Below are 25,169 nucleotides of genomic sequence, written 5' to 3'. Positions count from 1 at the left end.
TGGAGTCGTCACCATGACCACCATCGCCCTGATCGGTCCCGGCGCGGTCGGTGGGACCATCGCCGCCTGGCTGGCCCAGAACCCGGCCCTGTTGGTCACGGTCTGCGCCCGCACCCCGTTCGAAGGGCTGGAGATCGAGACGCCCGGCGGCATGATCACGGCCAACCCTGCCGTGCTGACCGATCCGGCCAAGGCTGGTCCCGTCGACTGGGTGCTGATCGCCACCAAGACCTATGACACCACTTCGGCGGGGGGCTGGCTGGACGTCCTGGTCGGGCCACAGACCCAGCTGGCCGTGCTGCGCAACGGGGTCGAGCATGTCGAGCCGTTCCTGGATCGCCTGCCGGCCGAGCGCATCGTGCCGGCAGTGGTCGACATCCCCGCCGAGCGCAGCGCGCCGGGCCGCATCCTGCAGCGCCGCGACGGCTGGATCCAGGTTCCGGACGACGCGGCCGGCCGCGCCTTTGTGGCCCTGTTCGCCCACACCCCGATCGCCGTCTCGACCACGCAGGACTTCAGAACGCAGGCCTGGAAGAAGCTGGCCCTCAACTGCGCCGGGGCGGTCAACGCCCTGGTGCTGAAGCCGGCGAGCCTGGCCCATGACGAGGGCGCGGCTCAGGTGATGCGGACCCTGGTGGCCGAATGCGTGGCCGTGGGCCGGGCAGAGGGCGCGGACCTCTCCGACGACCTGCCTGACGCTGTGATCGCCGGCTATCGCGCGGCGGCGCCTGACGGGATCAATTCGCTGCACGCCGATCGCCTGGCAGGACGGCCGATGGAGCTGGACGCCCGCAACGGCGTCATCGTGCGTCGCGGCGCCCTGCACGGCATCGCCACGCCGGCCAACGCCATGGTGGTGGCGCTGATCAACGCGGCGGCCGCTGCCTAGAGGTTAGGGCCGATCCTTCTTGGGGATCGCCGCGATCTCTTCGGGCGTCAGCTTGGTGATGGTCTTGGCGCGGATGGGCATGTCCATGCCGAAGCCGTCGGACACCCGCAGGTCCAGATCGATGGGTGTGCAGATCCGGTCGCTGCCGCGCACCACGCTGACAATATGCGAACCGGGCGAGCGCAGCTGGTTCGAGCCGTGCGCCAGGTCGAGGCGATAGACCTCCTTGTTGCGCACCTTCATGTAAAGGACGTCGCGGCTGGGTGAGCTCCAGCCATGCCAGTCCGACAGCGAGAAACACGGCGGCCGGGGCTTTGCGGCAGGCGTCTGTGCAACGGGCGCTTGCGCGGAGGCTGCGCTGCCGGCGAAGAGGGCGAAACCGGCGACAGCGGTTCGCGCGAGGAAGGTGAGCTTGGTCATCTGTCCGATCCTGATCCCCCCGCGATTGAGATTGGCCCGACCGGCGCTCAAGTCAAGGACGAGGCCGCGTCACTCCTGGTTCCGACGGCGATAGTGACGGCCGGGCAGGTTGGTTTCGCCGATTGCGGCCTGTTCGGCTTCGTTCAGACGATGCAGGCCGGCGACGGGCAGGCCCATCGTGAACTGAGGCCCGAACAGTATGCGCGGGTCCAGGTCGCCGACGTGGCAGATCCGGCCTTCGCGGCTGACCAGCGCCAGCTTGGCCAAGGGCGAGCGTATGTGCTTGACCGGTCGGCTCAGGTCGATCTGGTAGTAGTCAGAGGTGCCCACCCGCAGCAACAGGGTCTGGTCGCCCACGGCGGCCCAGTTGTTTACCTGACGGCTGTCGAAGCAGTCGCGCTCACCGGCCAGCGCCGGAGCGGCGCAAAGCGCCAGCGCGCCAAGAGCGATCAGGCCGAAGCTCTTGAAAGGCTTCATGACGAAAACTCCGGCGGGAAGGGTGCAACTGAGCATGAACCCATCCCGCCGCGAGTCAATCTACAGTAGTCAGGCCTTGGCCGGCTCGACCTCGTCCTCAGGCATGTCGTCCAGTTCGCCCTCCCACTTGGCGACCACGGCGGCGGCGACGCTGTTGCCGACCACGTTGGTGGCCGAGCGGCCCATGTCCAGCAGGTGATCGACGCCCAGGACCAGGGCGATCCAGGCTTCCGGCAGGCCGAAATAGGTGAGGGTGGCCATGATCACCACCAGCGAGGCGCGCGGCACGCCGGCGATGCCTTTGGACGTCACCATCAGCAGCAGCAGCATGAAGATCTGCTGGGCCACCGTCAGCTCAACGCCGTGCGCCTGCATGATGAACATGGTGGCGAAGGTGCAGTACAGCATCGAGCCGTCGAGATTGAAAGAATAGCCCAGCGGCAGCACGAAGCTGACGATGCGGCGGCGCACGCCGACCTTGGGCAGGCTGTCGAGGATGCGCGGATAGGCGGCTTCGGAGCTGGCGGTCGAGAAGGCCAGCAGGGTGGGGTCGCGGATCACGCCAAACAGCGGGATCACCCGCTTGCCCAGCACGGCGGCGCCGGCCAGGAACAGCAGCGCCCACAGCACGCCCATGGTCAGGTAGAAGCCGAGCACGAACTTGCCATAGGTGGCCAGCATGCCCAGGCCCTGGGTGGCGATGGTCGAGGCCAGAGCCGCGAAGATGGCCAGCGGGGCCAGCTTCATGACAAAGCTCGTGACCTTCAGCATGATCTGGGCGGCCTGCTCGACCAGCTCCAGAACCCTGGGCGCCTTGTCGTCGAGGGCCGCGACGGCGGTGCCGACGAACAGCGAGAAGACGACGATCTGCAGGATCTCGTTCTTGGCCATGGCGTCGAAGATCGAGGTGGGCACCAGATGGGTGATGAAGCCCTTCAAGGTGAAGGCCTCGGTGGTGGCCGTCGTCTTGGCGCCGATGACGTCCATATGGGTCATGTTCAGGCCCGCGCCCGGATCCAGCAGGTGAACCATCAGCAGGCCCAGCACCAGGGAGACGGCCGAGGCGCCGATGAACCAGGTCATGGTCTTGGCGCCGATGCGGCCGACGGCGGCGGCGTCTTCCATGTGCGCGACGCCGGCCACCAGGGTCGTGAAGACCAGCGGGGCGATGATCATCTTGATCAGGCGCAGGAAGATATCGGTGATGATCGACAGATTGCCGGCGGCGGCCTTTGCGGCGACCGGGTCAAGGAACTGGTTGCAGGCCCAGCCCACCGTGACCCCAAGGACCATGGACGCGATGATCAGATAGGCGAAACGCTTGTTCATGAAGCTCCCCTCGGGCGCCGCGCCGCACGGCGCGAGCAGTCTTTTCAGCTCTGACCTGTCCGACGAACGGCGAGCATGAACCCGCCATGGCCCGCCTCAGTCTTGAGCATGTCCGTCCTTGTGGCCGACGCGCGCGGGTTCGTCCATGCCCTTCGCGCCCGCCAAGGGGGCAGTCTCGCCAATGTCGCGAAACATCGCTATAAGAGCCCATGTCAAACCAAGAAAAAGCAATTGCTGTCGTTGAACAGCTGAATCAGGAATACGAGCGCGCCGTGGGCGCCCTCCGGACCGCCCTCAAGGCCTATCTCGAAACCGGTGCGCGGCCTGATCCGCAGCAGCGCTTCGACGGGACCTTCGCCTATCCCGAGCTGCGCATCACCTATGATCCCGAGGGCCTGCCGCCCAAGCTGGCGCGGTCCTACGCCCGGGTCAGCCGCCCCGGCGTTTATGCGACCACGGTCACCAAGCCCAACCAGTTCAAGGACTATCTGGTCGAACAACTGACCCTGCTGCTCAACGATTTCGACGTCGAGATCGAGGTCGACCGGTCGCGTCAGGAGATCCCCTATCCCTATGTGCTGGACGCCAGCATCGACCTGAACCAGGCCGATGTGCGCTCGGAAGACATCGCGCGGTTCTTCCCGACGACCGACCTGGCCTTCATTGGCGACGAGATCGCCGACGGCGTCTGGGACGCGGCCCTGGAAGAGACCCGGCCGCTGGCCCTGTTCGACGGCCTGCGCACCGACTTCTCGCTGGCCCGCCTGAAGCACTACACCGGCGCGCCGGCCGAGCACGTGCAGCAGTTCATCCTGTTCACCAACTATCATCGCTATGTCGACGAGTTCGTGCGCTGGGGCATCGAGCAGCTGGCGGAGCCGGGCACGCGCTATGAGGGCCTGTCGTGCTCGGGCGGGCTGATGATCACCGCCAACACCGCCAATCCCGAACTGGCGGTGGCCGAGTCGACCTGGCGCAAGCACCAGATGCCCGCCTACCACCTGATGGGGCCGGGCGGCACGGGCATCACCCTGATCAATATCGGCGTCGGCCCGTCCAACGCCAAGACCATCTGCGACCACCTGGCCGTGCTGCGCCCTCAGGCCTGGCTGATGATCGGCCACTGCGGCGGCCTGCGCGACACCCAGACCATCGGCGACTATGTGCTGGCCCACGCCTATCTGCGCGACGACCATGTGCTGGACGCCGTCCTGCCGCCGGAAATCCCGGTGCCGTCGATCGCCGAGGTGCAGCGCGCTCTCTACGACGCCTCGAAAGCCATCAGCGGCGACAGTGGCGACCAGCTGAAGAAGCGCCTGCGCACTGGCACCGTGGTCACTACCGACGACCGCAACTGGGAGCTTCGCCACAGCCTGTCGGCCTTGCGCTTCAACCAGAGCCGCGCCGTGGCCATCGACATGGAATCGGCCACCATCGCCGCCCAGGGCTATCGCTTCCGGGTGCCGTACGGGACGCTGCTGTGCGTGTCCGACAAGCCGCTGCACGGCGAGATCAAGCTGCCGGGCCAGGCCAACGCCTTCTACGAGCGGGCGATCAGCCAGCATCTGCAGATCGGCATCCTGACCTGCAAGCTGCTGCTGGACGAGGGCGCCAACCTGCATTCGCGCAAGCTGCGGGCGTTTGACGAGCCGCCGTTTAGGTAGGGGTGGGCTTTAAAGTCCTCCCCCTAGCGGGGGAGGCGATCGCGAAGCGATCGGAGGGGGAAGTGCTGCTGACTCGGTGCGGTGTTCCCCCACCGGCCTCCGGCCGCCTCCCCCTTCAGGGGGAGGACTACTCCTCCACCCACGCCTTGATCAGCTGGTGGGCGATCGCCAGGGCCGGCGGGGCGAACACGCCTTCCAGTTCGCCCTTGATCAGCGCCCCGGCCTCTTCCTTGGTGAACCAGCGCACCTCTTCCAGTTCCGTCTGGTCTGGCCGCGCGTCGTTGCTGTCGACCTGGGCGATCAGGCCCATCATCAGCGATGAGGGCCAGGGCCAAGGCTGGCTGGAGTGGTAGCGCACCGAGGTCGCCGTCAGGCCGGCCTCTTCCATCAGTTCGCGGGCGCAGGCTTCCTCGATGGTCTCGCCGGGCTCGAGAAACCCGGCGAGGGCCGAGAACATGCCCGGCGGCCACAGGGCCTGGCGACCCAGCAGGCATTTGTCTTCGTGCACCGCCAGCATGATCGCCACCGGGTCAGTGCGCGGGAAGTGCTCGGCCTTGCAGGCGGGGCAGATGCGCTTCCAGCCGCCGTCACCGACCTCCGAAGGCTGGCCGCAGGCGCTGCACCAGCGATGGCGGCGGCGCCACTCGAACATCGAGCGGGCGGTGGCCAGGATGCCGGCGTCGGCCGGGGGCATCGAGGCGGCGATCCCGCGCAGCTCCTCGAACCGGCCCAGACCCTTCAACGGCCCTTCGGCGGGATCGGCATTGCCGTCCAGGTCGACGGCAAACACCGCGATGTCCTTCCACAGCCCCAGGAACAGCAGCTTCTCGCTTCCGCCGGCCAGTTCCTCAGCCATGTCGGCGCGCAGGTAGGCGATCTGGGCCCCGGTCGGCTTGCCATCCTCGTCCAGCACGTCCTCGACCAGGGGCTTGCCGTTCCACACCGCCACGGCCAGCGAGCTGGGGTCGGCCAGTTTCTCGGCCAGCCAGGACGGATCGCTGCGTCGCTCGCTGGAGCGGTCCAGAGGGTTGCCGGCGAAGGTGTTGGTGATGATCGAAAGGGCCATGCGGTTTCTGTAGCCCAGCCGAGAAGAGTCGTCACGACGTCGCACGGACTTGCATCGTCCGTCATGAGTCGCGATATAGGCCTCGGAGATCGGTGACGGGCGGAGCCCTCGCCAATCTGGTCAGGGCCGAGAGGCAGCAGCCACAACGAGCCAAGCTTCGGGTCGTCCGCCGGTCTCCACCTTATCTCCCTTAAATCTGTCAGCAGATGCTCGCCGGATGCGAGCGAGCCTTTTGCTGGGCGCTCCGGCGCTCTACAGTTGTCGCCATGGCCGACCACGACGACCTCACAGCCGATTCCGCGCCGCCATGGGAAGAAGAGCCCGCCGAGCGGGACGCCAATACCGCCGACATCTTCGGTGCGCCGCCGGTTGAACCCTCGACCGCTTCGGTCGTCGCCGCGCCGCGGCCGGTCGCTGTCGAAGCGCCGAGCGATCCGGACGCGGCCTATACCGTGCTGGCCCGCAAATATCGGCCGCGCAACTTCGAGGACCTGATCGGCCAGGAGGCCATGGTCCGCACCCTGGCCAACGCCTTCTCCAGCGGCCGCATCGCTCACGCCTTCATGCTGACCGGCGTGCGGGGGGTGGGCAAGACCACGACCGCCCGCCTGCTGGCCCGCGCCCTCAACTACGAGAGCGACACCGTCCATCAGCCTTCTGTCGATCTGACGGTCGACGGCTATCACTGCCGCTCGATCATCGAAGGCCGGCACATGGACGTGCTGGAACTGGACGCCGCCTCGCGCACCAAGGTCGACGAGATGCGCGAACTGCTGGACGGGGTGCGCTACGCCCCGGTCGAGGCGCGCTACAAGGTCTACATCATCGACGAAGTGCACATGCTGTCGACGGCGGCGTTCAACGCCCTGCTCAAGACGCTGGAAGAGCCGCCGCCGCACGCCAAGTTCATCTTCGCCACCACCGAGATCCGCAAGGTGCCGGTGACCATCCTGTCGCGCACCCAGCGCTTTGACCTGCGCCGGGTCGAGCCGGACGTGCTGGTCAAGCACTTCGACAGGATCGCCGCCAAGGAAGGCGCGCGGGTCGACGCCGACGGCCTGGCCCTGATCGCCCGGGCCGCCGAAGGTTCGGTGCGCGATGGCCTGTCGCTTCTCGACCAGGCCATTGTCCAGGCCGACCGCGGGGCCACGGTCTCGGCCGCCGTGATCCGCGACATGCTGGGCCTGGCCGATCGCGGTCAGACCATCGCCCTGTTCGAGGCCGTGATGAGCGGCAAGCCCGCCGACGCCTTGGAAGGCTTCCGCGCCCTGTGGGGTTTCGGGGCCGATCCGGCGGTGGTGATGCTGGACCTGCTGGACCACTGCCATGGCGCGGCCGTGGCCAAGGCCCTGGGTCCCGACGCCCTGACCCTGCCCAAGGAGCAGGCCGCGCGCCTTGCCGCCATCGGGGCTCACACCTCGGCCGGCACGCTGTCGCGGCTGTGGCAGATGCTGCTGAAGGCTCATGACGAGGTGCGCCGCGCGCCCGACGCCATGGCAGCCGCCGAGATGGCCCTGATCCGCCTGTGCTATGCGGCCGATCTGCCCGGTCCCGAAGAAGCCCTGAAGGCGCTGCGCGACGGGACCTCCGTTGGCGGCGGCGCGCCCGGCGGCGGTTCGGCGGGCGGCGGCGGCGGCGGCTCTGGCGGCGTCAGCGCCCAGATTGTTTCGATGGCCTCGCCGGCGGCCCAGGCCATGCCAGTGCTGGCCTCGTTCGACGATGTTCTGGCCCTGATCGCCGCCAAGCGCGACATCGGCCTGCGGCTGGATGTCGAGCAATTTGTCCGTCCGATCAGCTTTCGGCCGGGCGCCATCACCTATGAGGCCGCGCCCGGGGCGCCCGGCAATCTGGCCGGACGCCTGGTGCGGGCCCTGAAGGAATGGACCGGCCAGCCCTGGCTGGTCGCTGCCGAGGGCGGCGGCGGGGCCGAGACCCTGATGGAGCGCCAGAAGCGCGAGGACCGCGAGGCGATGGCCCAGATCAAGGCCGACCCCTTCGTGGCCGCCCTGCTCAGCGCCTTCCCGGGCGCCGAGCTTGAGGTCCGCAAGATCCCCGGCCCCGAACCGGCGCCGATCGAGCCGGACGAGGTCGAGGACTGATTTCTCCCTTCCCCCTTGATGGGGGAAGGGTTGGGGATGGGGGTGAAAGCCTTTCAGGATACGGCTCGGCCGAGTTGAAATCGTCCGGCGGTGTCACCCCCACCCCTGCCCCTCCCCCATCCAAGGGGGAGGGAACGCGCTAGACTTGGAGACGTGAGATGAAAGACCTCGGCGGCCTGATGAAGCAGGCTCAGGAGATGCAGCAGAAACTGGCCGACGCCCAGGCGCGGCTGGCCGAGACCCTGATCGAGGGCGCCTCGGGCGGCGGCATGGTCACGGTCACGCTGAAGGGCACGGGCGAACTGGCCAAGGTCAGGATCGACGAAAGCCTGGTCGCGCCGGGCGAAGGCGAGGTCATCGAGGACCTGATCGTGGCCGCGCACGCCGACGCCAAGAGAAAGCTCGATATTACCCAGGCCCAGCTGATGCAGGACGCCGCCGGCCCGATGGCCGGGATGATGGGCGGCCTGCCGGGCATGAAGTTCTAGGACCACCCCCTCCGTTGGACGGGGATTTTCAAGGAAAAGAATGGCCGCTTCCGCCGGACCCGAGATCGAGCGCCTGATCGCCCTGCTGTCCAAGCTGCCGGGGCTGGGACCGCGCTCGGGCCGGCGGGCGGCGCTGGCGCTTCTCAAGAAGCGCGACACCCTGCTGGCCCCCCTGACGGCGGCCATGGTCGACGCCCAGGCCAAGGTGCGGACCTGCTCGGTCTGCGGGTCGCTGGACACCACGCAGCCCTGCGCCGTGTGCGCCGACGACGGGCGCGACGGCCGGATGATCTGCGTGGTCGAGGAGGTGGGCTCGCTGTGGGCCATGGAGCGCGGCGGTCAGTTCAAGGGCCGCTATCACGTGCTGGGCGGCCTGCTGTCGGCTCTGGACGGGATCGGACCCGAGGCCCTGCGAATCGGCGAGCTTCTGGCGCGGGTGGCGGGCGGCGACGTGGCCGAGGTGATCCTGGCCCTGCCGGCCACGGTGGATGGCCAGACCACGGCGCATTATCTGGCCGATCGGCTGGCGGCGGCCTCGAATGTCTCGGTGACGATGCTGGCGCGCGGTGTTCCGGTGGGCGGTGACCTGGACTGGCTGGATGACGGCACGATCGCCCAGGCCCTGAGAGCCCGGCGACCCGCCTGAAGCCTAGAAGATCGCGCGGACCGCGAACGCTACGCCGACCCAGAACGCCAGGCTGAAGCCGACCATCGCGATGCGGCCCCAGGCAAGGCGCGGCGCGGCGATCTTGCGCGCGGCGCTGACGGACGGCGCCTGTTCAAAGCCGATATAGGCCACGGTTTCCTCCATCGCCTCTCTTTTGGAGGCACAATGCGATCACGTAGCGCCGTGCAACGCTCTGGGCGCTTGACCAAGCCTTACTGCTGTTCGAGGACAGGCGTAACGCGTCAAAGCGCCCCAGGCCAGAGGTCGTCTTGGAATGTTTTACCGCTTTTGAGTAGGTTCCTGGCGAGAAAAAGGTTAATTTAACCTTAACTGCCACGATTTTATCCAATTCTACCCTAAGGGTGGCGAGGGCTTCGCGGGCTCGCCGTCCGGCACATCGACGGTCGGCGGCCAGCGCTCGGCCTGGCTGGCGCCCGAACCGCTGTCGGTGTGGCGGACCACATCGGCGATATCGAGAGACCCGGTCTCGGCGGCGGTCTGGGCGCCGGTCTCGAACTCGACGTGCTGGGGATAGAAGGCCAATCGGCCGCCGATCTCGCCGACGGCGGGATAGGGATCCTCGTAGGACCACACCGCATTGTCGATCACCTTGCCGTCGCGATAGATCGTGAAATAGGCGGCGTCGCCCTTGTAGGGGCAGTGCGTGACCTTGTCGGTGCGGCGCAGGAACGCCATCCGCACGTCATCGCGCGGAAAATAGCGCACCGGCGGATAGCCAGCCTCGCGCAGCAGGACCACGTCGCTGCTGTCGGCGATCTCGTGGCCCTCGAACAGCACGCGTACCCGCGCCTGTTCGTGCTCGATCGTGATCGGATGGCTTTCGTCAGGGGTCTTCATCGGTTTTCTCCCGCACGTGGAATGGGCGCGCTTGCTTAACGCCCGAGACGCGAACTCGGCTACCGGCTGGCAAGCCATTGCTTGTTAAACGCATTGTCGCGTGATCTTCTCCCCGCGAACTGGGGGAGGCGAGGGTGAAACGACCGTAACGGCCGCCCCGACCCCTCATCACGTCAAGGTTAGTGTATGAACATCGTTATCGCCCTGGGCATCCTGGTCACTCTTGTGACCGGCATTCCCGTGCTCATCCAGCTTCTCCGGCAGCACCCAAAGGGGCTGCTCATCCTGTTCTTCGCCGAGATGTGGGAGCGTTTCTCCTACTACGGCATGCGGGCCATCCTGATCTTCTATCTAACCCAGCATTTCCTCTTTGAACCCAAGGCCGCCTCGGCCCACTACGGCTCCTACACTTCGCTGGTCTACTTGCTGCCGCTGATCGGCGGCTTCCTGGCCGACAAGTATCTGGGCACCCGCAAGGCGGTCGCGTTCGGCGCGATTCTGCTGGTCGCCGGCCATCTGACCATGGCCATCGAGGGCAAGCCCGCTGTTCAGACCTTGACCTATCAGGGCGCGACCTACGAGTTCCAGGCGCAGGGCCGGGGACAGGAACTGGTCGCCAAGCTAGTCGTCGCCGGCAAGCCCTACGATGTCGCCGCCACCAAGGCCGGCGATTTCGAGGTCAAGGGCCTGCCCGCCGACGCGCCCCTACCGGCCGTCCTGCCAAAGGCCGACTACAAGCTGGACGTGAAGGATCGCGATCCGCTGTACCTGAACATCTTCTGGCTGGCCCTGTCGCTGATCATCGTCGGCGTTGGCTTCCTCAAGCCCAACATCTCGACCATCGTCGGCCAGCTGTATCCGCAGGGCGATCCGCGCCGCGATCCGGGCTTCACCCTCTACTACTACGGCATCAATCTCGGCTCGTTCTGGGCCTCGATCCTGTGTGGCCTGCTGGGCGTCACGGTCGGCTGGTGGGCGGGCTTTGGCCTGGCCGGCATCGGCATGCTGGCCGGCTTCATCGTCTTCGTGCTGGGCAAGCCGCTGCTGATGGGCAAGGGCGAGCCGCCGGAACCCAAGGTCCTGAAGGCCAAGGTGGTCGGCCCCATCGATCGCGAGATGATGATCTACGCCCTGTCGCTGGTCGGCGTGGCCGGCGTGTTCTTCCTGGTGCAGCGCAACCCCGTGGTCGGCGCGGCCCTGATCGCCGGCATCGTCGCCTCGCTGGGCTACATCCTGTGGTTCATGTTCGCCAAGTGCGGCAAGCAAGAGCGTGAACGTCTGGCCCTGGCCGTGTTCCTGATCTTCGGCGCGGTGGTGTTCTGGACCCTGTTTGAACAGGCCGGCTCGTCGCTCAGCCTGTTCGCGGCCACCAATGTCCAGCTCGACCTGGTCCAGGCCCCTGTCCAGTGGTTCGGTGGCGCGGTCACCCTGGCCACCTCCGAGCAACTGGTCGCGGCCGGCATCGACAAGGCCTCGACCTTCTGGATCAACACCAGCTTCAACGCCCCCCAGACCCAGGCCCTGAACGCCGGCTGGATCCTGATCTTCGCCCCGGTCTTCGCCTTCCTGTGGACGTGGCTGGGCAAGCGCGGCCGGGATCTGAACCCCGTGGTCAAGTTCGGCCTGGCCCTGATCCAGGTCGGGGCGGGCTTCCTGGTGCTGCAGGTCGGTTCCACCTTCGCCGACGGGGCCTTCCGCCTGCCGCTGGTCTTCCTGGTGGTGATGTACATGCTGCACACCACCGGCGAGCTTTGCATGTCGCCGGTCGGCCTGTCGCAGATGACCAAGCTGTCGCCGCCCACCGTGGTGTCGTTCATGATGGCCGTCTGGTTCCTGGCCGTGGCCATCGCCCAATATATCGGCGGCATGATCGCCGGACTGACCACCACCGAAACCGTCGGCGGTCAGGTTCTGGACCCCGCCGCCGCCCTGGCCACCTCGCTGGAGGTGTTCAACGTCATCGGCCTGATCGCCATCGGCATCGGGGTGCTGTTCCTGGTGCTGTCGCCCTGGCTCAAGAAGTGGTCGCACGGCTCGGACGACACCGACGCCGCGCCCGTGGATAGCGTCAAGACGGTCCACTAACGGTCGGACCAAAGACGAAAGGCCCCGGAGCGATCCGGGGCCTTTTTTCATGGGCTCTGCGTGAGCGGTCACGCCATGCCAAAACCCTTGTCATCCCGGCCGCTCGGGTCGCGCGAAGTGCGCGCCCAAGGGTAAACGCCGCGAAGCGGACAGCCGGGACCCAGGGGCCAATGCGCTGCGGCCGCCCCGGGGTCCCGGACAGCCTCTGCGAGGCTTCCGGGATGACAAGGGTCTGGATCTGTTCCCTAAACCGCTGTGCCGCCCACCGTCAGGCCGGTGATCTTCAGCGACGGCTGGCCGACGCCGACCGGCACGCCCTGGCCGGACTTGCCGCAGACGCCGATGCCGGGATCGAAGTCGAAGTCGTTGCCGATCATGGTCACGCGGGTGAGGGCGCTGGGGCCGTCGCCGATCAGGGTGGCGCCCTTGACCGGGGCGGTGATCTTGCCGTCCTCGACCAGATAGGCCTCGGTGCACTGGAAGACGAACTTGCCGTTGGTGATGTCGACTTGGCCGCCGCCGAAATTGGCGCAGTAGAGGCCGCGCTTCATCGAGGCGATCATCTCGGCCGGATCGTCCTTGCCGGCCAGCATGCCGGTATTGGTCATGCGCGGCATCGGCATGTGGGCATAGGACTGGCGGCGACCGTTGCCGGTAGCCTGCAGGCCCATCAGCCGGGCGCTCATGCGGTCGTGCATGTAGCCGACCAGAATGCCGTCCTCGATCAGGATGGTGCGCTCGGTTGGGGTGCCCTCGTCGTCGATGGTCAGCGAGCCGCGACGGCCCGGCAGCGAGCCGTCGTCGAACACGGTCACGCCCTTGGCCGCCACCCGCTCGCCGATGCGGCCTGAGAAGGCTGAAATACCCTTGCGGTTGAAGTCGCCTTCCAGGCCGTGGCCGACGGCTTCGTGCAGCAGGATGCCGTTCCAGCCGCTGCCCAGTACCACGTCCATCTCGCCGGCGGGGCACGGGATGGCGTCCAGATTGACAAGGGCCTGGCGCAGGGCCTCGTCGACCTGATGCTGCCACCGGTCGGGGCTGATCCAGGCCGAAAAGCCGGCGCGGCCGCCGGCCCCGGACGAGCCGCTCTCGCGCTTGCCGTCCTTCTCGACGGTGACCTGCACATTGACGCGGACCAGCGGGCGGACGTCGCGCACCAGCTTGCCGTCGGCGCGCAGGATCTCGATCACCCGGCGCTCGCCGGCCATCGAGGCCATCACCTGGACGACGCGCGGATCGCGGGCCCGGGCGAAGGCGTCGATTTCCTGCAGCAACGAAATCTTGTCGGAAAAGGCGGGCGAGGCGAGAGGATCGTCTTCACCGTACAGCCGCTCGTTGGTCGAACGGGGGCCCTCGGCGCTGACGCCGGCATAGCCGCGCTTGGCGAGGCTGGCCGAGGCGGCGGCCCGGCCGAGGGCGGCCTCGGAAATCTCGGCGGCATGGGCGTAGCCAGCGGTCTCGCCGGCCACGACGCGAAGGCCGAAACCCTCGCCCGAATCATAGGAGGCGCTCTTGAGGCGGCCATCGTCGAAGACGAAGGCCTCGCTCTCGGAGCGCTCGATAAAGAGCTCGCCGTCATCGGCGCCGGCCAGGGCCTCGCCCAGGATCTGACGGGCGCGGTCGGGATCAACGCCAGCGGCGTCAAGCAGGGAGGGGGCGGAGATCGGAGCGTTCATGCGCCTACAGGTAAGCGTTCGAAGCGCGTCCGTCACCCCGCCCCCTTGTCGTTAGTAGTTGTGATGCACCGAACCCGAACCGCTGATCGTGCTGGTTTCGCTGACGGGTTGGCGGCGCAGGCTGACGTCGCCGCTGCCCGAGATGGCGATCTTGACCGTGTTGCTGGTCGAGATATCGGCGTCGCCGCTGCCTGAGAGGGCGATATCGGCGTTCAGCGTCTGCAGTTCGTCGAGCTCGGCGTCGCCCGATCCCGCCGTGGCCACGATCAGGCCCGTGGTCTGGCCGGAGGCGTTGATGTCGCCGCTGCCATTCAGCGCCAGGGTCAGGGCCGGTTGATTGTAGCCCTGGATCGCCAGATCGCCCGAGCCTTCCAGCTTGAAGCTGTTGACGTTGGGCGCGGTGACGACGATCCGCGTCTGATCGGCGTTGCTGTGAAAGCGGACGCCGTTGCGGTCGATGGTCAGGCTGTCGGCATTGAGGTCGTAGTGATCGCCGTCGCCGTCGGTCAGACTGATGCGGCCCTCCTCGACACGCAGGCGGTCGACGACGGCCCTGGGGCCCCGGATCTCGACCCCGGCGACCGGACCCTGCACATAGGTCACGTCGATGGGCAGGTCGATCGTCAGCGTCTCGCTGGTCCAGGCCAGCTGCCGCGAGACGATCGGCGAGGCCTTCGCGCCGCTGATATCGACATGACGGCTCCGGAACTCGCCGTCGCCGACATGGTCGAAGGGAATGGTCCAGCCGTCCTTCAGAATGACCGGACCGGCCAGGGCGGCGACGCCGGCGAAGCTGCCGAGCATCAGCACGAAGCTGGCTCCGCCGATGATGAGCGCATTACGGATCATGACGGGCCCCTCAGCCTTGGTTTTCGATGGCCGGCTTGAGCAGCCGGAAGTGCAGGCGGCCGTACCAGACGACCGCGTTGAAGAGGCCCACCGTGACGATGGTGAGCAGGGCGCCCAGGAAGGTGGCGCCGGCCATCAGGCCCACACCGGCCAGCAAGGCCGTCAGCGGCCCGCCGGGAGGCGCGGCCAATGGTCCCATGGCGAAGACGAAGCCGCCCGAGACGAACAGGGCGACCACGGCGACCAGGAAACCGAACAGCGCCGCCAGCACGCCCATCAGCATGGGCAGCAGGAACATGATGTCGATCGCCCCCAGGCCGATCAGGGCGATGATTGCCGCGCCGGCTGCGGCGGGGTTCTTGGCCTCTTCCCAGCGCCTGAGGCCCGCATCGGCGCGCAGTTCGCGGGCCAGACGGTCGGGATCGCCCAGGGCGGCGGCGGCTTCGGCCTCGCTGCGGCCTTCGGCCATGGCGTCGGCGAAGTGCGCCTCATGATCGGCGACGATGTCGGCGATCGTGGTGGCGGGCAGACCGGCCAGACCCCGGCGCAGCCGGGACATGAACTCACTTTGGGTGAGGGGGCGGGTCATGCGGCGGCTCCCAGGATGTCTTCGACGGCCGTGGTGAAGGCGGCCCATTCGGTCTTCTGCTGCGTGAAGCTGGCGCGGCCAGCCGACGTCAGGCGGTAGTACTTGCGAGGCGGGCCGCTCTGGGATTCGACCAGATAGGTCTCCACCAGGCCGTCCGACTGCATGCGGCGCATCAGCGGATAAATTGTTCCCTCCCCCATATCGATGTCCTTCGCGAGCTTGCTGGCGATCTCGTAGGCGTAGCTGTCAGTGCGTGACAGCAGGGCCAGCACGCAGAGCGCCAGCACGCCTTTCTTCAGTTGTATTTCAATGGCTTCCGGCACTTGGTCCTCGCCTCGGTTGATGCACTCTTCTACGGCAAGGTACTGAGTGGTGCAAGGTACCTGTCAATGAATGTTACGTAATGATCCGGAGGGCTCTGGCGGAGGTTATTGAAAGCTGTTCGCAGCTGGATACCCGAACCGTTGCCAAGGAGGGTTTCCCGGGGGTTTCAGGCGCTTGGCAACCGCTGGCGATGCGCGTATGCAGCCAACAGAATGGTCAGTTGGGCGGGCGCGACCGCGACTCATTATCCGGAGTCGATTGCGCGATACCGCGAGCCTGACTGTAATGTGCATGTCGGCGCGACGTGACGTTGATCAAGGTCAAATGACCGACGTCAAATCGGCGCTGAAACGGGCCGTGAGGAATATGAAGGCGAAATTTCAGGGGATTCGGCGGATGCTGACGGGCGCTGGCGCCCTCACCGCCATGATGGTTTTCGCGGGGCAGGCCCTTGCGCAGGACTTGATGGGTCAGCCGACCCCGGGGGCGATCGATCTTCAGCCCGCCGCTTCGTCGCTGAAGCATGAGGCGATCTGGTTCCACGACGTGATCCTGATGCCGATCATCACGGTCATCACCTTGTTTGTGCTGGGTCTGATCATCTGGATCGCGATCCGCTACAACAAGAAGGCCAACCCGATCCCGGCCAAGTTCAGCCACAACACCACCATCGAGATCGTCTGGACGGTCGTTCCGGTGATCATCCTGATGGTGATCGCGATCTTCTCGTTCCGGCTGCTGTTCGCCTATAACGACATGCCCAAGCCGTACATGACGGTGAAGGCCACGGGCTATCAGTGGTACTGGGGCTATGAATATCCCGACCAGAAGATCAGCGAGGAAATCTCCCTGCCGCTGACCCAGGCCGAAGCCGTCGCCAAGAAGGTTCCTTACCTGCTGGCCGCCGACAAGCCGCTGGTCGTCCCGGTCAATCAGGTGGTCCGTGTGCAGGTCACAGCCGCCGACGTGATCCACGCCTTCGCCCTGCCGGCCTTTGGCCTGAAGACCGACGCCATCCCCGGCCGCCTGAACGAAACCTGGTTCAAGGCCGAAAAGGTCGGAACCTATTATGGCCAGTGCTCGGAACTGTGTGGGGTTGAACACTCCAACATGCCCATCGAGATCAAGGTCGTGACCCAGGCTGAGTTTGACGCCTGGGTGCAGTCCAAGACCGCTCCGCCGGCGGCCGCCCCCGTCGCCGACGCCGCCGCTCCGGCCGCTGTCGCGATCCCGGCCGCCGCTCCCGCCACCGTCCCGGCCGCGGCTCCCGCCGCGCCGGCGGTCTAAGACTTAGATTGCAGGATTAGTCCGATGGCTCACGCCGCAGACATTGATCATCACGACGACGCCCATGGCGCCGACGACAAGCCGCCCTTCTTCCAGCGCTGGTTCTTTTCGACGAACCACAAGGACATCGGCACCCTCTACATCCTGTTCGCCATCATGGCGGGCCTGGTGGGCGGCGCCCTTTCCGGCCTGATCCGCTGGGAACTGATGGAGCCGGGCATCCAGGTGTTCTCCGACACCGGCGTCCTGGCCCAGATGGGCCTGTTCAAGGGCAAGCACGGCTATAACGCCGTCGTCACCGCCCACGCCCTGATCATGATCTTCTTCATGGTCATGCCGGCGATGATCGGCGGCTTTGGCAACTGGTTCGTGCCGATCATGATCGGCGCGCCCGACATGGCCTTCCCGCGGATGAACAACGTCTCGTTCTGGCTGCTGATCGCCGCCTGGGTTCTGCTCTGCATCTCGATGTTCGTCGACGGTGGTCCTGGCGCGGGTTTCGGTGGCGGCTGGACGATCTATCCGCCGCTCTCGACCATCGGTCACAAGGGTCCGGCCATGGACCTGGCGATCCTGGCGCTCCACCTGGCCGGCGCCTCCTCGATCCTGGGCGCGATCAACTTCATCACCACGATCTTCAACATGCGCGCCCCGGGCATGACTTTGCACCGCATGCCGCTGTTCGCCTGGTCGGTGCTGATCACCGCCTTCCTGCTGCTGCTGTCGCTGCCCGTCCTGGCCGGCGCCATCACCATGCTGCTGACCGACCGCAACTTCGGCACCCACTTCTTCGATCCCGCCGCCGGCGGCGATCCGGTGATGTTCCAGCACCTGTTCTGGTTCTTCGGTCACCCGGAAGTGTACATCCTGATCCTGCCAGGCTTCGGCATCATCAGCCACATTGTCTCGACCTTCTCGCGCAAGCCGATCTTCGGTTACCTGGCGATGGCCTATGCCATGGTCGCCATCGGTTTCGTCGGCTTCGTGGTGTGGGCTCACCACATGTACACCGTCGGCATGAGCATCAACCTGCGCGCCTATTTCGTGGCCGCCACGATGATCATCGCGGTTCCGACCGGCGTGAAGATCTTCTCCTGGATCGCCACGATGTGGGGCGGTTCGATCAGCTTCAAGACGCCCATGCTGTGGGCGATCGGCTTCATCTTCCTGTTCACGGTCGGCGGCGTCACCGGCGTCGTCCTGTCCAACGCCGGCATCGATTACAGCCTGCACGACACCTATTACGTCGTCGCGCACTTCCACTACGTGCTGTCGCTGGGCGCCGTGTTCGCCATCTTCGCCGGCTTCTTCTACTGGTTCGAGAAGATGTGGGGCGTGAAGTACAACGAGTTCCTGGGCTGCGTGCAGTTCTGGATCATGTTCGTCGGCGTCAACCTGATCTTCTTCCCGCAGCACTTCCTGGGTCTGCAGGGCATGCCGCGTCGCTATGTCGACTATCCGGAAGCCTTCGCGAAGTGGAACTACGTCTCGACGGTCGGTTACTTGATCACGGTCGTCGGCGTGGTGGTGTTCCTGATCATCCTGATCGAAGCCGCCATCCGTCGTCGCCCGGCCGAGGCCAATCCGTGGGGCGAAGGCGCCACCACCCTGGAATGGACCCTGTCGTCGCCGCCGCCGTTCCACCAGTTCAGCGAGCCGCCGGTGATCCGCGAAGACGGCCACCACTAGGGGCCTGACGACTGAATTGAAGCCTGCGGGGGCGCGGTCTGGACCACTTAAGGGTCCGGGCCGCGCCCTTCGCCCATCAAGACCGCTATAACTAGAATCTGATGTCGAAGATCGCCGCCATGACCCCGGAAACCGCCCCGCCGCAGACGACGCCCGATGTCGCCCGCTGGCAGGACTTCTTCCAGCTGCTCAAGCCCCGCGTCATGTCGCTGGTGGTGTTTACCGGCCTGACCGGCCTTCTGGCCGCCCGCACGCCCATGCACCCGGTGCTGGCCGCCGTGGCGGTGCTGTGCATCGCCGTCGGGGCAGGGGCTTCGGGCGCCCTGAACATGTGGTTCGACGCCGATATCGACGGCCTGATGCGCCGCACGCGCGGCCGCCCCGTGCCCTCGGGCAAGGTGCGTGGCGACGACGCCGCCGCCCTGGGCGTGGTGCTCAGCCTGTTTTCGGTGATGCTGCTGGGCATGGCGGTCAACTGGCTGGCCGCTGGCCTGCTGGCCTTCACCATCGTGTTCTACGCCGTGGTCTACACTATGTGGCTCAAGCGCTGGACGACCCAGAATATCGTCATCGGCGGACTGGCCGGCGCCCTGCCGCCCGCCATCGGCTGGGCTGCGGCCACGGGCTCGGCCCCGCTGAACGCCTGGCTGATGGTGGCCATCATCTTCTTCTGGACCCCGCCGCACTTCTGGGCGCTGTCGCTGTACATCACCACCGACTACGCCAAGGCCGGCGTGCCGATGCTGCCGGTAGTCAAGGGCGCCAAGGCCACTCGCCTGCAGATCCTGATCTACAGCCTGATCCTGATCCCGGTCTGCCTGCTGCCGGTGCTGACCGGCCTGGGCGGCCCGCTGTATCTGGCGGTGGCCGGTCTGGGCGGCGCGGTGTTCCTGCTGCTGGCCTTCCGGGTGTTTCTCAGCAAGGCCGGGGACGCCGCCGATCCGCGCGCCGCCGACCGCGACCTCTATGAGGTCACCGACGATGTGAAGGCCGCCGGCGCCAAGGCGGCGCGCAATCTGTTCGCCTTCTCGATCCTCTATCTGTTCGCCATGTTCGCCGCCCTGCTGGGCGAAGCGATCTTTGGCGTCAAAGCCCTGGAGCTGTTGCGATGAACAAACTTGTCGAACAAGACCCCGCCGCGCGGGCGCGCAAGGGGCGCAATATCGCCCTGGGCCTGGGCCTGCTGGCCTTTGTCATCCTGATGTTTGTGGTCACTGTCGTGAGGCTCGGCGCCAATGTCGCTAACCGCCCCTTCTGATCCGGGCGCCGGCCCGGGTCCGGTCAAGGCGCTCGGCGCCGTCAAGGACCTCGCCGCCAAGCGCAACGCGCGTGTCGGTCTGCTGTGCGCAGCCGCCTTCTTCGGCATGGTCGGCGCGGCCTACGCCTCGGTGCCGCTCTACAAGCTGTTTTGCCAGATGACCGGCTTCGACGGCACTGTGCGCAAGGCCGATCTGGCCCCGACCAAGGTGCTGGACCGCAAGGTCAAGATCCGGTTCGACGCCAATATCCGCAACCTGCCCTGGGACTTCTCGACCGAGCAGGTCAGCCAGGATATCCGGATCGGCGACACGGGCCTGGCGTTCTTCAAGGTTACCAACCGCAGCGACCAGGCCATGACCGGCCGCGCCATCTACAATGTGGTGCCAGAACAGGCCGGGCCTTACTTCCAGAAACTGGAGTGTTTCTGCTTCAGCAACCAGACGATCCAGCCCGGCCAGACGATCGAGTTTCCCGTCGTCTACTTCGTCGATCCGCAATATGTCGATGATCCGGAGACCAAGGGTAAGGGCGAGATCACCCTCTCCTACACCTTCTTCCCGGCGGTCGAGGACGACGCCGGGAAAAAACTGGTGGCTTCAACGACGCCGCGTATCGTTCAACCCCTTGGCGGCGCGCCGTCGAGAGGGCTATAGCGTTCAATATGGAGCGTTGCGGCGGGGGGACTCGGCCGGCAACGTTTGAAGGGAATAAGGGTTAGCACCACCATGGCCCACGGCGCCGTCAAACACGACTATCATATCCTGCCGCCCAGCCCGTGGCCCCTCGTGGGCTCGGTCGCCGCCACCATCATGGCCATCGGCCTGATCGGCTGGATCAAGGGCGGCGTGCTGGGCATCGAAAAAGGCAACTGGGCGATCTTCGCCGCAGGCTTTGCCGGCATCCTCTACACCTTCTTCGGCTGGTGGAGCGATGTGGCCAAGGAAGCCAAGGCCGGCGACCATACGCCAGTCGTCTCGATCGGCCTGCGCTACGGCATGATCCTGTTCATCGCTTCGGAAGTGATGTTCTTCGTCGCCTGGTTCTGGATGTTCTTCGAGATGGCGCTGTTCCATGAACACCGCACCCTCTCGGCCATCGAGGAAGTCCGCACCGCCTGGGCCACCTGGCCGCCTCTGGGCGTCGAGACCGTCTCGCCCTGGCACCTGCCGCTGGTCAACACCCTGACCCTGCTGCTGTCAGGCACCACCGTCACCTGGGCTCACCACGCCCTGCAGGTTGGCGACCGCAAGGGCGCCAAGTGGGGCCTGATCCTGACCGTCCTGCTGGGCGCGCTGTTCACCGCCATCCAGTTCTATGAATATGCCCACATCAACCACGAGCAGCTGTTCTATTCGGAAGCGGCCGTGAACTCGGGCCTCTACGGTTCGACCTTCTTCCTGGCCACCGGCTTCCACGGCTTCCACGTGTTTGTCGGCACCCTGTTCCTGATCGTCTGCCTGATCCGCCTGCAGAACGGCGCCTTTACCCCCAAGCAGCACTTCGGCTTCGAAGCGGCCGCCTGGTACTGGCACTTCGTGGACGTGGTCTGGCTGTTCCTGTTCGCCTTCATCTACGTGATCTTCGGCGCTTCGGCCCACTAGGGTTCGAAAGTTGAAATGTGAGGGCTAAACCCCTCACATTTTGAGCCGCCACGCTCTAAGATCCAGACTTCCGAGGGGGCCCGGAACGCTAAGCCAGCGTTCCGGGCCTTTTTCATTTCAGGAGGCTCCATGAGCCACACCAACCCCTATCTGGCCGGCGCCAGCGGTCGCTGCCCCAAGTGCGGCGAGGGCTTGCTGTTCGACGGGTTCCTGAAGATTGCCCCGACCTGCGAGGCCTGCGGCTTCGAGCTGGGCCGCCACGAGACGGGCGACGGGGCCTCGACCTTCATCATCCTGATCGGTGGCAGCGTCGGCGCGTTCGGCGCGCTGTTTTCGATGTTTGCCTGGAACTGGCCGATCTGGCTGCTGCTGCTGGTCTGGCTGCCGGTCACCCTGGGCCTGAGTCTTGGCCTGATGCGCCCCGCCAAAGGCCTGATGGTGGCCGCGCAGGTCGCCAACAAGGCCTCGGAAGCCGGCGGCCGCGATGTCTGAGACCCCTCCCGTCAAAAGTCGCTTTCCGATCGGCCTAACCATCGCCGTGGCGATTGCGTTCGGCATCCTGTGCTTCCTGGGCGCCTGGCAGATCAAGCGCATGGCCTGGAAGCAGGATCTGCTCGCGCGGATCGAGATCCTGAAGACCGCCTCCGCGGCCCCGATCGGCCCGGTGCTGACCGACGCCGCCCAGGGCCGCAATGTCGCCTGGACGCGGGTCAGCGTCACCTGTCGCCCGGCGTCCCTGCCGCCCCTGTCCCTGGCCTATGGCATTCGCGACGGCGACGTCGTCTGGCGCGCCCAGGCCCTGTGCGGGATCGAGGGCGGCGGTCCCTATGACCTGATCCTGGTCGATCGCGGCGTGGTTCTCGATCTGACCGGCCAGGTCGAGGCGCCGGCGCGCGCTTTCGCCGAGCCTGGGCAGGTGACGGGCATCCTGATCCCGCTGGAGCAGCTGGGCGGCGACCGCGCCACCGCGGTGGCCGGGCTGGCCGGCCGCAAGCCGGCGCCGCTGGCCCTTATGGCCGAGCGCGAGACCCCAGCCCCGGCCGGGATCGTCCCCGCGCCGCTTCCGGCAGAAATTTCCAATCGGCACCTCGAATACGCCCTGACGTGGTTCGGTCTTGCCGTAACCCTGCTCTTTATCTATGCCGCCATGCTCTGGCGGAGACTGAGACCCTGATGCGCTACGTTTCGACCCGCGGCGAGGCCGCGCCCATCGGATTCCTCGACGCCGTCCTGGCGGGCCTGGCTCCCGACGGCGGCCTGTATGTGCCGGCCGAATGGCCAACCTTCACCAAGGCCGAGATCGCGGCCTTCGCCGGCAAGCCCTATGACCAAGTCGCCGCCGCCGTGATCGGCAAGTTCGTCGGCGACGACATCCCCGCCGAGGTGCTGGCCGAGATGTGCGCCGAGGCCTATGCCAGCTTCGCCCACAGCGCTGTTGCGCCGCTCAAGCAGCTGGGTCCCAACCGCTTTCTGCTGGAGCTGTTCCACGGCCCCACCCTGGCGTTCAAGGATGTCGCCATGCAGCTGCTGGGTCGGCTGTACGACTATGTGCTGGAACGCCAGTCGCGCAAGATGACCATCATCTGCGCCACCTCGGGCGATACCGGCGGCGCGGCGGTCGAGGCCTTCCGGGGTCGCAAGAACGCCCGCATCGTGGCCCTGTTTCCCGAAGGCCGGATCAGCGAGGTCCAGCGCCGCTTCATGACCACGGCGACCGACGACAATGTCGCCTGTGTCTCGATCCTGGGTTCGTTCGACGACTGCCAGGCCATCGTCAAGCAGGCCTTCCAGGACGACCAGTTCCGCCATGCGGTCGACCTGTCGGGCGTCAACTCGATCAACTGGGCGCGGATTGCGGCCCAGAGCGTCTATTTCTTCACCGCCGCCGTGGCCCTGGGCGCGCCGGAGCGGTTGGTGGCCTTCGTGGTGCCGACCGGTAATTTCGGCGACGCCTATGCCGCCTTCGTCGCCTCGCGCATGGGGCTGCCGATCGCCCAGATCATCTGCGCCACCAATTCCAACGACATCCTGGCCCGCACCTTCGAGCAGGGCCGCTACACCAAGGGCGCCGTGGCCGCGACCCAGAGCCCGGCCATGGACATCCAGGTCGCCTCCAATTTCGAGCGCCTGTATTTCGAAGCTGTACGCCGTGACGGGGTCGAGACCAGCCGCGCCTTCCGGGGCTTTACCGATAGCGGCCTGATCGACATCCCGCCCAGCGCCTTCGCCACCATGCGCGAGCTGTTCCGCGGCGTGGCCGTCAGCGAGGCCGACACCGCCAAGACCATGCTCTCGACCCTCAACGAAACCGGCGAGGTCATCGATCCGCACACCGCCGTGGGCGTCGCGGCCGCTGCGGTCGTCAAGCTGGACGACCCGACTACGCCGGTGGTGGTGCTCTCCACCGCCCACCCGGCCAAGTTCCCCGAGGCGGTCGCCGCCGCCTGCGGCCTGACCCCGGCCACGCCGCGCGCCACGCCGGACCTGTCGCAGAAGCCCGAACGCTTCGAGCGCCTGCCCGCCAGCGGCGACACGGTGAAAGCCTTCGTCCGCACCTTCGCGGCCACCTCGTGAGCGCTGTCCTCAACACCCTCCCCAACGGCGTCCGGGTCGTCTGCGATCCGATGCCCGGCCTGGAAACCCTGGCCCTTACCGTGGTCGCCGGTCGCGGCGCGGCCCATGAGGATGTCCCCCAGTCCGGCTGGTCGCACCTGCTGGAGCACATGGTCTTCAAGGGCGCCGGATCGCGCAGCGCGCGCGATATCGTCGAGGTTATCGAGAGCCAGGGCGGCTCGCTCAACGCCGCCACCGGCTATGAGCGCACCAGCTTCCAGGTGCGGGCGCTGAAGGGCGGCCTGGATCTGGGCATGGACGTCATCGCCGACCTGCTGCTGCGCCCCACCCTCGACGAGGCTGACCTGACCCGCGAAAAGCAGGTGGTGCTGCAGGAGATCGCCGAGGCCGCCGACGCGCCCGACGACTATGTCTTCGACCTGATCCAGCGTGCGGCCTGGGGCGACCATCCGGTGGCCCGCCCGATCCTGGGCTCGGTCGAGAGCGTCAATGCCGCCACCAACGCCGCCCTGTCCGACTGGCGGGGCGCGCTGTATGCCCCCGACCGGCTGGTGATCAGCGCCACCGGCGCGGTCAGCGAGGCCGAGCTGATGGCCGCCGCCGAGCGGGCCTTTGGCGGCGTGCCGGTGCGCGAGAGCCTGGCCGAACCCGTCGCCGCGCCGTTCGTGGGCGGCCACGAGGGCGAGGTGCGCAAGCTGGAACAGTCGCATCTGGTGTTCATGCTGCCGGCCTGCGGCGCGCGTGAGCAGGACTATTTCGCCCTTCGCATCTTTGCCGAATGCCTGGGCGGCGGCATGTCGTCGCGGCTGTTCCAGGAGGCCCGCGAGAAGCGCGGTCTGGCCTATAATATCGACGCCTATTCCGACACCTATGCCGATCACGGGGCGTTGGGCATCTATGCCGGCTGCGCCGCGGGAAATGCGGTCGAGACCGCCAAGGTGTGCGCCGAGCAGCTGGTCGCCCTGGCCCGCCACATCGAGCCGGCTGAGCTGGCCCGCGCCAAGGCTCAGTTGAAGGCGCACATGTTCATGGCCCGCGAAGCAGCGTTGTCGCGCGCCGAGCAGGCCGCCGGCCAGGTGCTGCTGTTTGACCGCCTGTATCCGCCGGCCGAACTGGCTGGCGAGGTCGATGCTGTCACCCCGGCCGATGTCGTTCGGCTGGGTCAGCGCCTGCTGGACTCGCGGCGCTGCGCCACGGCCATCCTGGGCGCCAAGTCGGCCCTGAAAGCCGGCCCTGCCTTCGAGAAGGCCTTGTTTGGGGCGGCCTGATCGCCGAATC

The 25,169-nt window shown here is 66.7% G+C and carries 26 protein-coding genes and 1 other RNA gene; 17 read left to right on the top strand and 10 right to left on the bottom strand.

The genetic code is table 11. The features are described 5' to 3' along the window. Nucleotides 1-13: 13 nt before the first annotated feature. Nucleotides 14-889: a 2-dehydropantoate 2-reductase gene (locus tag ACN2C8_RS16255; RefSeq protein ID WP_419253061.1), complete on the top strand. Its 876-nt coding sequence runs from the start codon at nucleotides 14-16 to the stop codon at nucleotides 887-889. Nucleotides 890-892: 3 nt separating this feature from the next. Here ACN2C8_RS16255 and ACN2C8_RS16250 read toward each other — a convergent pair whose 3' ends face one another. The 3 genes from ACN2C8_RS16250 to ACN2C8_RS16240 all read right to left on the bottom strand — a co-directional run bounded on the left by ACN2C8_RS16250 (nucleotide 893) and on the right by ACN2C8_RS16240 (nucleotide 3,115). After that, nucleotides 893-1,309, bottom strand: a complete 417-nt coding sequence (locus ACN2C8_RS16250; protein WP_419253060.1) for a DUF6491 family protein — start codon at nucleotides 1,307-1,309, stop codon at nucleotides 893-895. Between the two features lie 69 nt (nucleotides 1,310-1,378). Further along, nucleotides 1,379-1,786 (bottom strand): hypothetical protein, encoded by a 408-nt coding sequence (locus ACN2C8_RS16245; RefSeq protein ID WP_419253059.1) that lies wholly within the window; start codon nucleotides 1,784-1,786, stop codon nucleotides 1,379-1,381. Between the two features lie 69 nt (nucleotides 1,787-1,855). Next, complete coding sequence (locus ACN2C8_RS16240; protein ID WP_419253058.1) at nucleotides 1,856-3,115, bottom strand: dicarboxylate/amino acid:cation symporter; 1,260 nt, start codon at nucleotides 3,113-3,115, stop codon at nucleotides 1,856-1,858. A gap of 209 nt (nucleotides 3,116-3,324) precedes the next feature. Here ACN2C8_RS16240 and ACN2C8_RS16235 point away from each other — a divergent pair, with 209 nt between their 5' ends. After that, nucleotides 3,325-4,779: an AMP nucleosidase gene (locus ACN2C8_RS16235; protein WP_419253057.1), complete on the top strand. Its 1,455-nt coding sequence runs from the start codon at nucleotides 3,325-3,327 to the stop codon at nucleotides 4,777-4,779. Between the two features lie 127 nt (nucleotides 4,780-4,906). Here ACN2C8_RS16235 and nudC read toward each other — a convergent pair whose 3' ends face one another. Beyond that, nucleotides 4,907-5,845: an NAD(+) diphosphatase gene (gene nudC, locus ACN2C8_RS16230; RefSeq protein WP_419253056.1), complete on the bottom strand. Its 939-nt coding sequence runs from the start codon at nucleotides 5,843-5,845 to the stop codon at nucleotides 4,907-4,909. Nucleotides 5,846-5,931: 86 nt separating this feature from the next. Between nudC and ffs the strand changes: the two genes are divergently transcribed. From ffs to recR, 4 genes are all read left to right on the top strand, one after another. Continuing rightward, nucleotides 5,932-6,024: signal recognition particle sRNA small type (gene ffs, locus ACN2C8_RS16225), an RNA gene on the top strand. A gap of 87 nt (nucleotides 6,025-6,111) precedes the next feature. Next, nucleotides 6,112-7,944: a DNA polymerase III subunit gamma/tau gene (locus ACN2C8_RS16220; RefSeq protein WP_419253055.1), complete on the top strand. Its 1,833-nt coding sequence runs from the start codon at nucleotides 6,112-6,114 to the stop codon at nucleotides 7,942-7,944. Nucleotides 7,945-8,102: 158 nt separating this feature from the next. Continuing rightward, entirely contained in the window at nucleotides 8,103-8,432 is a 330-nt protein-coding gene (locus tag ACN2C8_RS16215) for a YbaB/EbfC family nucleoid-associated protein (RefSeq protein ID WP_419253054.1), read from the top strand. Nucleotides 8,433-8,472: 40 nt separating this feature from the next. Further along, nucleotides 8,473-9,078: a recombination mediator RecR gene (gene recR, locus ACN2C8_RS16210; protein WP_419253053.1), complete on the top strand. Its 606-nt coding sequence runs from the start codon at nucleotides 8,473-8,475 to the stop codon at nucleotides 9,076-9,078. A 3-nt stretch (nucleotides 9,079-9,081) separates the two neighbouring features. On the opposite strand, the gene ACN2C8_RS16205 is transcribed toward recR, so the two are convergent. Together ACN2C8_RS16205 and ACN2C8_RS16200 are read right to left on the bottom strand one after the other, a co-directional pair. After that, nucleotides 9,082-9,231, bottom strand: coding sequence for a hypothetical protein (locus tag ACN2C8_RS16205; protein ID WP_419253052.1), 150 nt, complete (start codon nucleotides 9,229-9,231; stop codon nucleotides 9,082-9,084). 219 nt (nucleotides 9,232-9,450) lie between these two features. Beyond that, nucleotides 9,451-9,957, bottom strand: a complete 507-nt coding sequence (locus ACN2C8_RS16200) for a DUF427 domain-containing protein (RefSeq protein WP_419253051.1) — start codon at nucleotides 9,955-9,957, stop codon at nucleotides 9,451-9,453. A gap of 186 nt (nucleotides 9,958-10,143) precedes the next feature. Between ACN2C8_RS16200 and ACN2C8_RS16195 the strand changes: the two genes are divergently transcribed. Beyond that, on the top strand, nucleotides 10,144-12,042 hold the full coding sequence (locus ACN2C8_RS16195; RefSeq protein WP_419253050.1) for a peptide MFS transporter: 1,899 nt from the start codon (nucleotides 10,144-10,146) through the stop codon (nucleotides 12,040-12,042). A gap of 245 nt (nucleotides 12,043-12,287) precedes the next feature. On the opposite strand, the gene tldD is transcribed toward ACN2C8_RS16195, so the two are convergent. The 4 genes from tldD to ACN2C8_RS16175 are packed head-to-tail and all read right to left on the bottom strand — an operon-like array spanning nucleotide 12,288 to nucleotide 15,479. Then, nucleotides 12,288-13,718, bottom strand: coding sequence for a metalloprotease TldD (gene tldD / locus ACN2C8_RS16190; protein ID WP_419253049.1), 1,431 nt, complete (start codon nucleotides 13,716-13,718; stop codon nucleotides 12,288-12,290). 51 nt (nucleotides 13,719-13,769) lie between these two features. Next, complete coding sequence (locus ACN2C8_RS16185; protein WP_419253048.1) at nucleotides 13,770-14,567, bottom strand: GIN domain-containing protein; 798 nt, start codon at nucleotides 14,565-14,567, stop codon at nucleotides 13,770-13,772. Between the two features lie 10 nt (nucleotides 14,568-14,577). Next, nucleotides 14,578-15,156 carry a DUF1700 domain-containing protein gene (locus ACN2C8_RS16180; RefSeq protein WP_419253047.1) on the bottom strand — a complete coding sequence of 193 codons (579 nt, stop codon included), beginning with the start codon at nucleotides 15,154-15,156 and terminating at the stop codon, nucleotides 14,578-14,580. Beyond that, nucleotides 15,153-15,479 (bottom strand): PadR family transcriptional regulator, encoded by a 327-nt coding sequence (locus ACN2C8_RS16175; protein WP_419253046.1) that lies wholly within the window; start codon nucleotides 15,477-15,479, stop codon nucleotides 15,153-15,155. Before ACN2C8_RS16175 ends, ACN2C8_RS16180 begins: the two co-directional genes overlap by 4 nt. A 367-nt stretch (nucleotides 15,480-15,846) precedes the next feature. Between ACN2C8_RS16175 and coxB the strand changes: the two genes are divergently transcribed. The 10 genes from coxB (at nucleotide 15,847) to ACN2C8_RS16125 (ending at nucleotide 25,159) form a co-directional block, all read left to right on the top strand. Beyond that, nucleotides 15,847-16,767 (top strand): cytochrome c oxidase subunit II, encoded by a 921-nt coding sequence (gene coxB / locus ACN2C8_RS16170; RefSeq protein WP_419255900.1) that lies wholly within the window; start codon nucleotides 15,847-15,849, stop codon nucleotides 16,765-16,767. A 24-nt stretch (nucleotides 16,768-16,791) separates the two neighbouring features. Next, on the top strand, nucleotides 16,792-18,456 hold the full coding sequence (gene ctaD, locus ACN2C8_RS16165) for a cytochrome c oxidase subunit I (RefSeq protein ID WP_419253045.1): 1,665 nt from the start codon (nucleotides 16,792-16,794) through the stop codon (nucleotides 18,454-18,456). A gap of 101 nt (nucleotides 18,457-18,557) precedes the next feature. Continuing rightward, complete coding sequence (cyoE, locus tag ACN2C8_RS16160; RefSeq protein ID WP_419253044.1) at nucleotides 18,558-19,568, top strand: heme o synthase; 1,011 nt, start codon at nucleotides 18,558-18,560, stop codon at nucleotides 19,566-19,568. Then, nucleotides 19,565-19,714, top strand: a complete 150-nt coding sequence (locus ACN2C8_RS16155) for a hypothetical protein (RefSeq protein ID WP_419253043.1) — start codon at nucleotides 19,565-19,567, stop codon at nucleotides 19,712-19,714. Before cyoE ends, ACN2C8_RS16155 begins: the two co-directional genes overlap by 4 nt. A gap of 106 nt (nucleotides 19,715-19,820) precedes the next feature. Further along, nucleotides 19,821-20,369 carry a cytochrome c oxidase assembly protein gene (locus ACN2C8_RS16150; protein ID WP_419262250.1) on the top strand — a complete coding sequence of 183 codons (549 nt, stop codon included), beginning with the start codon at nucleotides 19,821-19,823 and terminating at the stop codon, nucleotides 20,367-20,369. Nucleotides 20,370-20,441: 72 nt separating this feature from the next. Continuing rightward, nucleotides 20,442-21,317, top strand: coding sequence for a cytochrome c oxidase subunit 3 (locus tag ACN2C8_RS16145; protein ID WP_419253041.1), 876 nt, complete (start codon nucleotides 20,442-20,444; stop codon nucleotides 21,315-21,317). Between the two features lie 129 nt (nucleotides 21,318-21,446). Continuing rightward, on the top strand, nucleotides 21,447-21,809 hold the full coding sequence (locus tag ACN2C8_RS16140; RefSeq protein ID WP_419253040.1) for a DUF983 domain-containing protein: 363 nt from the start codon (nucleotides 21,447-21,449) through the stop codon (nucleotides 21,807-21,809). After that, on the top strand, nucleotides 21,802-22,491 hold the full coding sequence (locus ACN2C8_RS16135) for an SURF1 family protein (RefSeq protein ID WP_419253039.1): 690 nt from the start codon (nucleotides 21,802-21,804) through the stop codon (nucleotides 22,489-22,491). Before ACN2C8_RS16140 ends, ACN2C8_RS16135 begins: the two co-directional genes overlap by 8 nt. After that, nucleotides 22,491-23,891, top strand: coding sequence for a threonine synthase (gene thrC, locus ACN2C8_RS16130; RefSeq protein WP_419253038.1), 1,401 nt, complete (start codon nucleotides 22,491-22,493; stop codon nucleotides 23,889-23,891). The genes ACN2C8_RS16135 and thrC overlap by 1 nt, the downstream gene beginning before the upstream one ends. After that, a complete protein-coding gene (locus tag ACN2C8_RS16125; RefSeq protein ID WP_419253037.1) occupies nucleotides 23,888-25,159 on the top strand; it encodes a M16 family metallopeptidase in 1,272 nt (423 codons plus the stop codon). Before thrC ends, ACN2C8_RS16125 begins: the two co-directional genes overlap by 4 nt. The last annotated feature ends 10 nt before the right edge of the window (nucleotides 25,160-25,169 follow it).

The sequence above is a fragment of the Caulobacter sp. ErkDOM-C genome (assembly GCF_048541825.1).
In the GTDB taxonomy this organism is placed as follows: Bacteria; Pseudomonadota; Alphaproteobacteria; order Caulobacterales; family Caulobacteraceae; genus Caulobacter.
This window is presented reverse-complemented; position numbering and strand designations above follow the sequence as displayed.

What these genes read in the sequence shown, in the direction of transcription:
- ACN2C8_RS16180 (WP_419253047.1), bottom strand. Translation starts at nt 15,156, where the DNA reads ATGACCCGCCCCCTCACCCAAAGTGAGTTCATGTCCCGGCTGCGCCGG.
- ACN2C8_RS16245 (WP_419253059.1), bottom strand. Translation starts at nt 1,786, where the DNA reads ATGAAGCCTTTCAAGAGCTTCGGCCTGATCGCTCTTGGCGCGCTGGCG.
- thrC (WP_419253038.1), top strand. Translation starts at nt 22,491, where the DNA reads ATGCGCTACGTTTCGACCCGCGGCGAGGCCGCGCCCATCGGATTCCTC.
- cyoE (WP_419253044.1), top strand. Translation starts at nt 18,558, where the DNA reads ATGTCGAAGATCGCCGCCATGACCCCGGAAACCGCCCCGCCGCAGACG.
- ACN2C8_RS16240 (WP_419253058.1), bottom strand. Translation starts at nt 3,115, where the DNA reads ATGAACAAGCGTTTCGCCTATCTGATCATCGCGTCCATGGTCCTTGGG.
- ACN2C8_RS16200 (WP_419253051.1), bottom strand. Translation starts at nt 9,957, where the DNA reads ATGAAGACCCCTGACGAAAGCCATCCGATCACGATCGAGCACGAACAG.
- ACN2C8_RS16250 (WP_419253060.1), bottom strand. Translation starts at nt 1,309, where the DNA reads ATGACCAAGCTCACCTTCCTCGCGCGAACCGCTGTCGCCGGTTTCGCC.
- ACN2C8_RS16155 (WP_419253043.1), top strand. Translation starts at nt 19,565, where the DNA reads ATGAACAAACTTGTCGAACAAGACCCCGCCGCGCGGGCGCGCAAGGGG.
- ACN2C8_RS16215 (WP_419253054.1), top strand. Translation starts at nt 8,103, where the DNA reads ATGAAAGACCTCGGCGGCCTGATGAAGCAGGCTCAGGAGATGCAGCAG.
- ACN2C8_RS16220 (WP_419253055.1), top strand. Translation starts at nt 6,112, where the DNA reads ATGGCCGACCACGACGACCTCACAGCCGATTCCGCGCCGCCATGGGAA.
- recR (WP_419253053.1), top strand. Translation starts at nt 8,473, where the DNA reads ATGGCCGCTTCCGCCGGACCCGAGATCGAGCGCCTGATCGCCCTGCTG.
- nudC (WP_419253056.1), bottom strand. Translation starts at nt 5,845, where the DNA reads ATGGCCCTTTCGATCATCACCAACACCTTCGCCGGCAACCCTCTGGAC.
- tldD (WP_419253049.1), bottom strand. Translation starts at nt 13,718, where the DNA reads ATGAACGCTCCGATCTCCGCCCCCTCCCTGCTTGACGCCGCTGGCGTT.
- ACN2C8_RS16145 (WP_419253041.1), top strand. Translation starts at nt 20,442, where the DNA reads ATGGCCCACGGCGCCGTCAAACACGACTATCATATCCTGCCGCCCAGC.
- ACN2C8_RS16150 (WP_419262250.1), top strand. Translation starts at nt 19,821, where the DNA reads ATGGTCGGCGCGGCCTACGCCTCGGTGCCGCTCTACAAGCTGTTTTGC.
- ACN2C8_RS16185 (WP_419253048.1), bottom strand. Translation starts at nt 14,567, where the DNA reads ATGATCCGTAATGCGCTCATCATCGGCGGAGCCAGCTTCGTGCTGATG.
- ACN2C8_RS16140 (WP_419253040.1), top strand. Translation starts at nt 21,447, where the DNA reads ATGAGCCACACCAACCCCTATCTGGCCGGCGCCAGCGGTCGCTGCCCC.
- ctaD (WP_419253045.1), top strand. Translation starts at nt 16,792, where the DNA reads ATGGCTCACGCCGCAGACATTGATCATCACGACGACGCCCATGGCGCC.
- ACN2C8_RS16135 (WP_419253039.1), top strand. Translation starts at nt 21,802, where the DNA reads ATGTCTGAGACCCCTCCCGTCAAAAGTCGCTTTCCGATCGGCCTAACC.
- ACN2C8_RS16255 (WP_419253061.1), top strand. Translation starts at nt 14, where the DNA reads ATGACCACCATCGCCCTGATCGGTCCCGGCGCGGTCGGTGGGACCATC.
- coxB (WP_419255900.1), top strand. Translation starts at nt 15,847, where the DNA reads ATGAAGGCGAAATTTCAGGGGATTCGGCGGATGCTGACGGGCGCTGGC.
- ACN2C8_RS16195 (WP_419253050.1), top strand. Translation starts at nt 10,144, where the DNA reads ATGAACATCGTTATCGCCCTGGGCATCCTGGTCACTCTTGTGACCGGC.
- ACN2C8_RS16235 (WP_419253057.1), top strand. Translation starts at nt 3,325, where the DNA reads ATGTCAAACCAAGAAAAAGCAATTGCTGTCGTTGAACAGCTGAATCAG.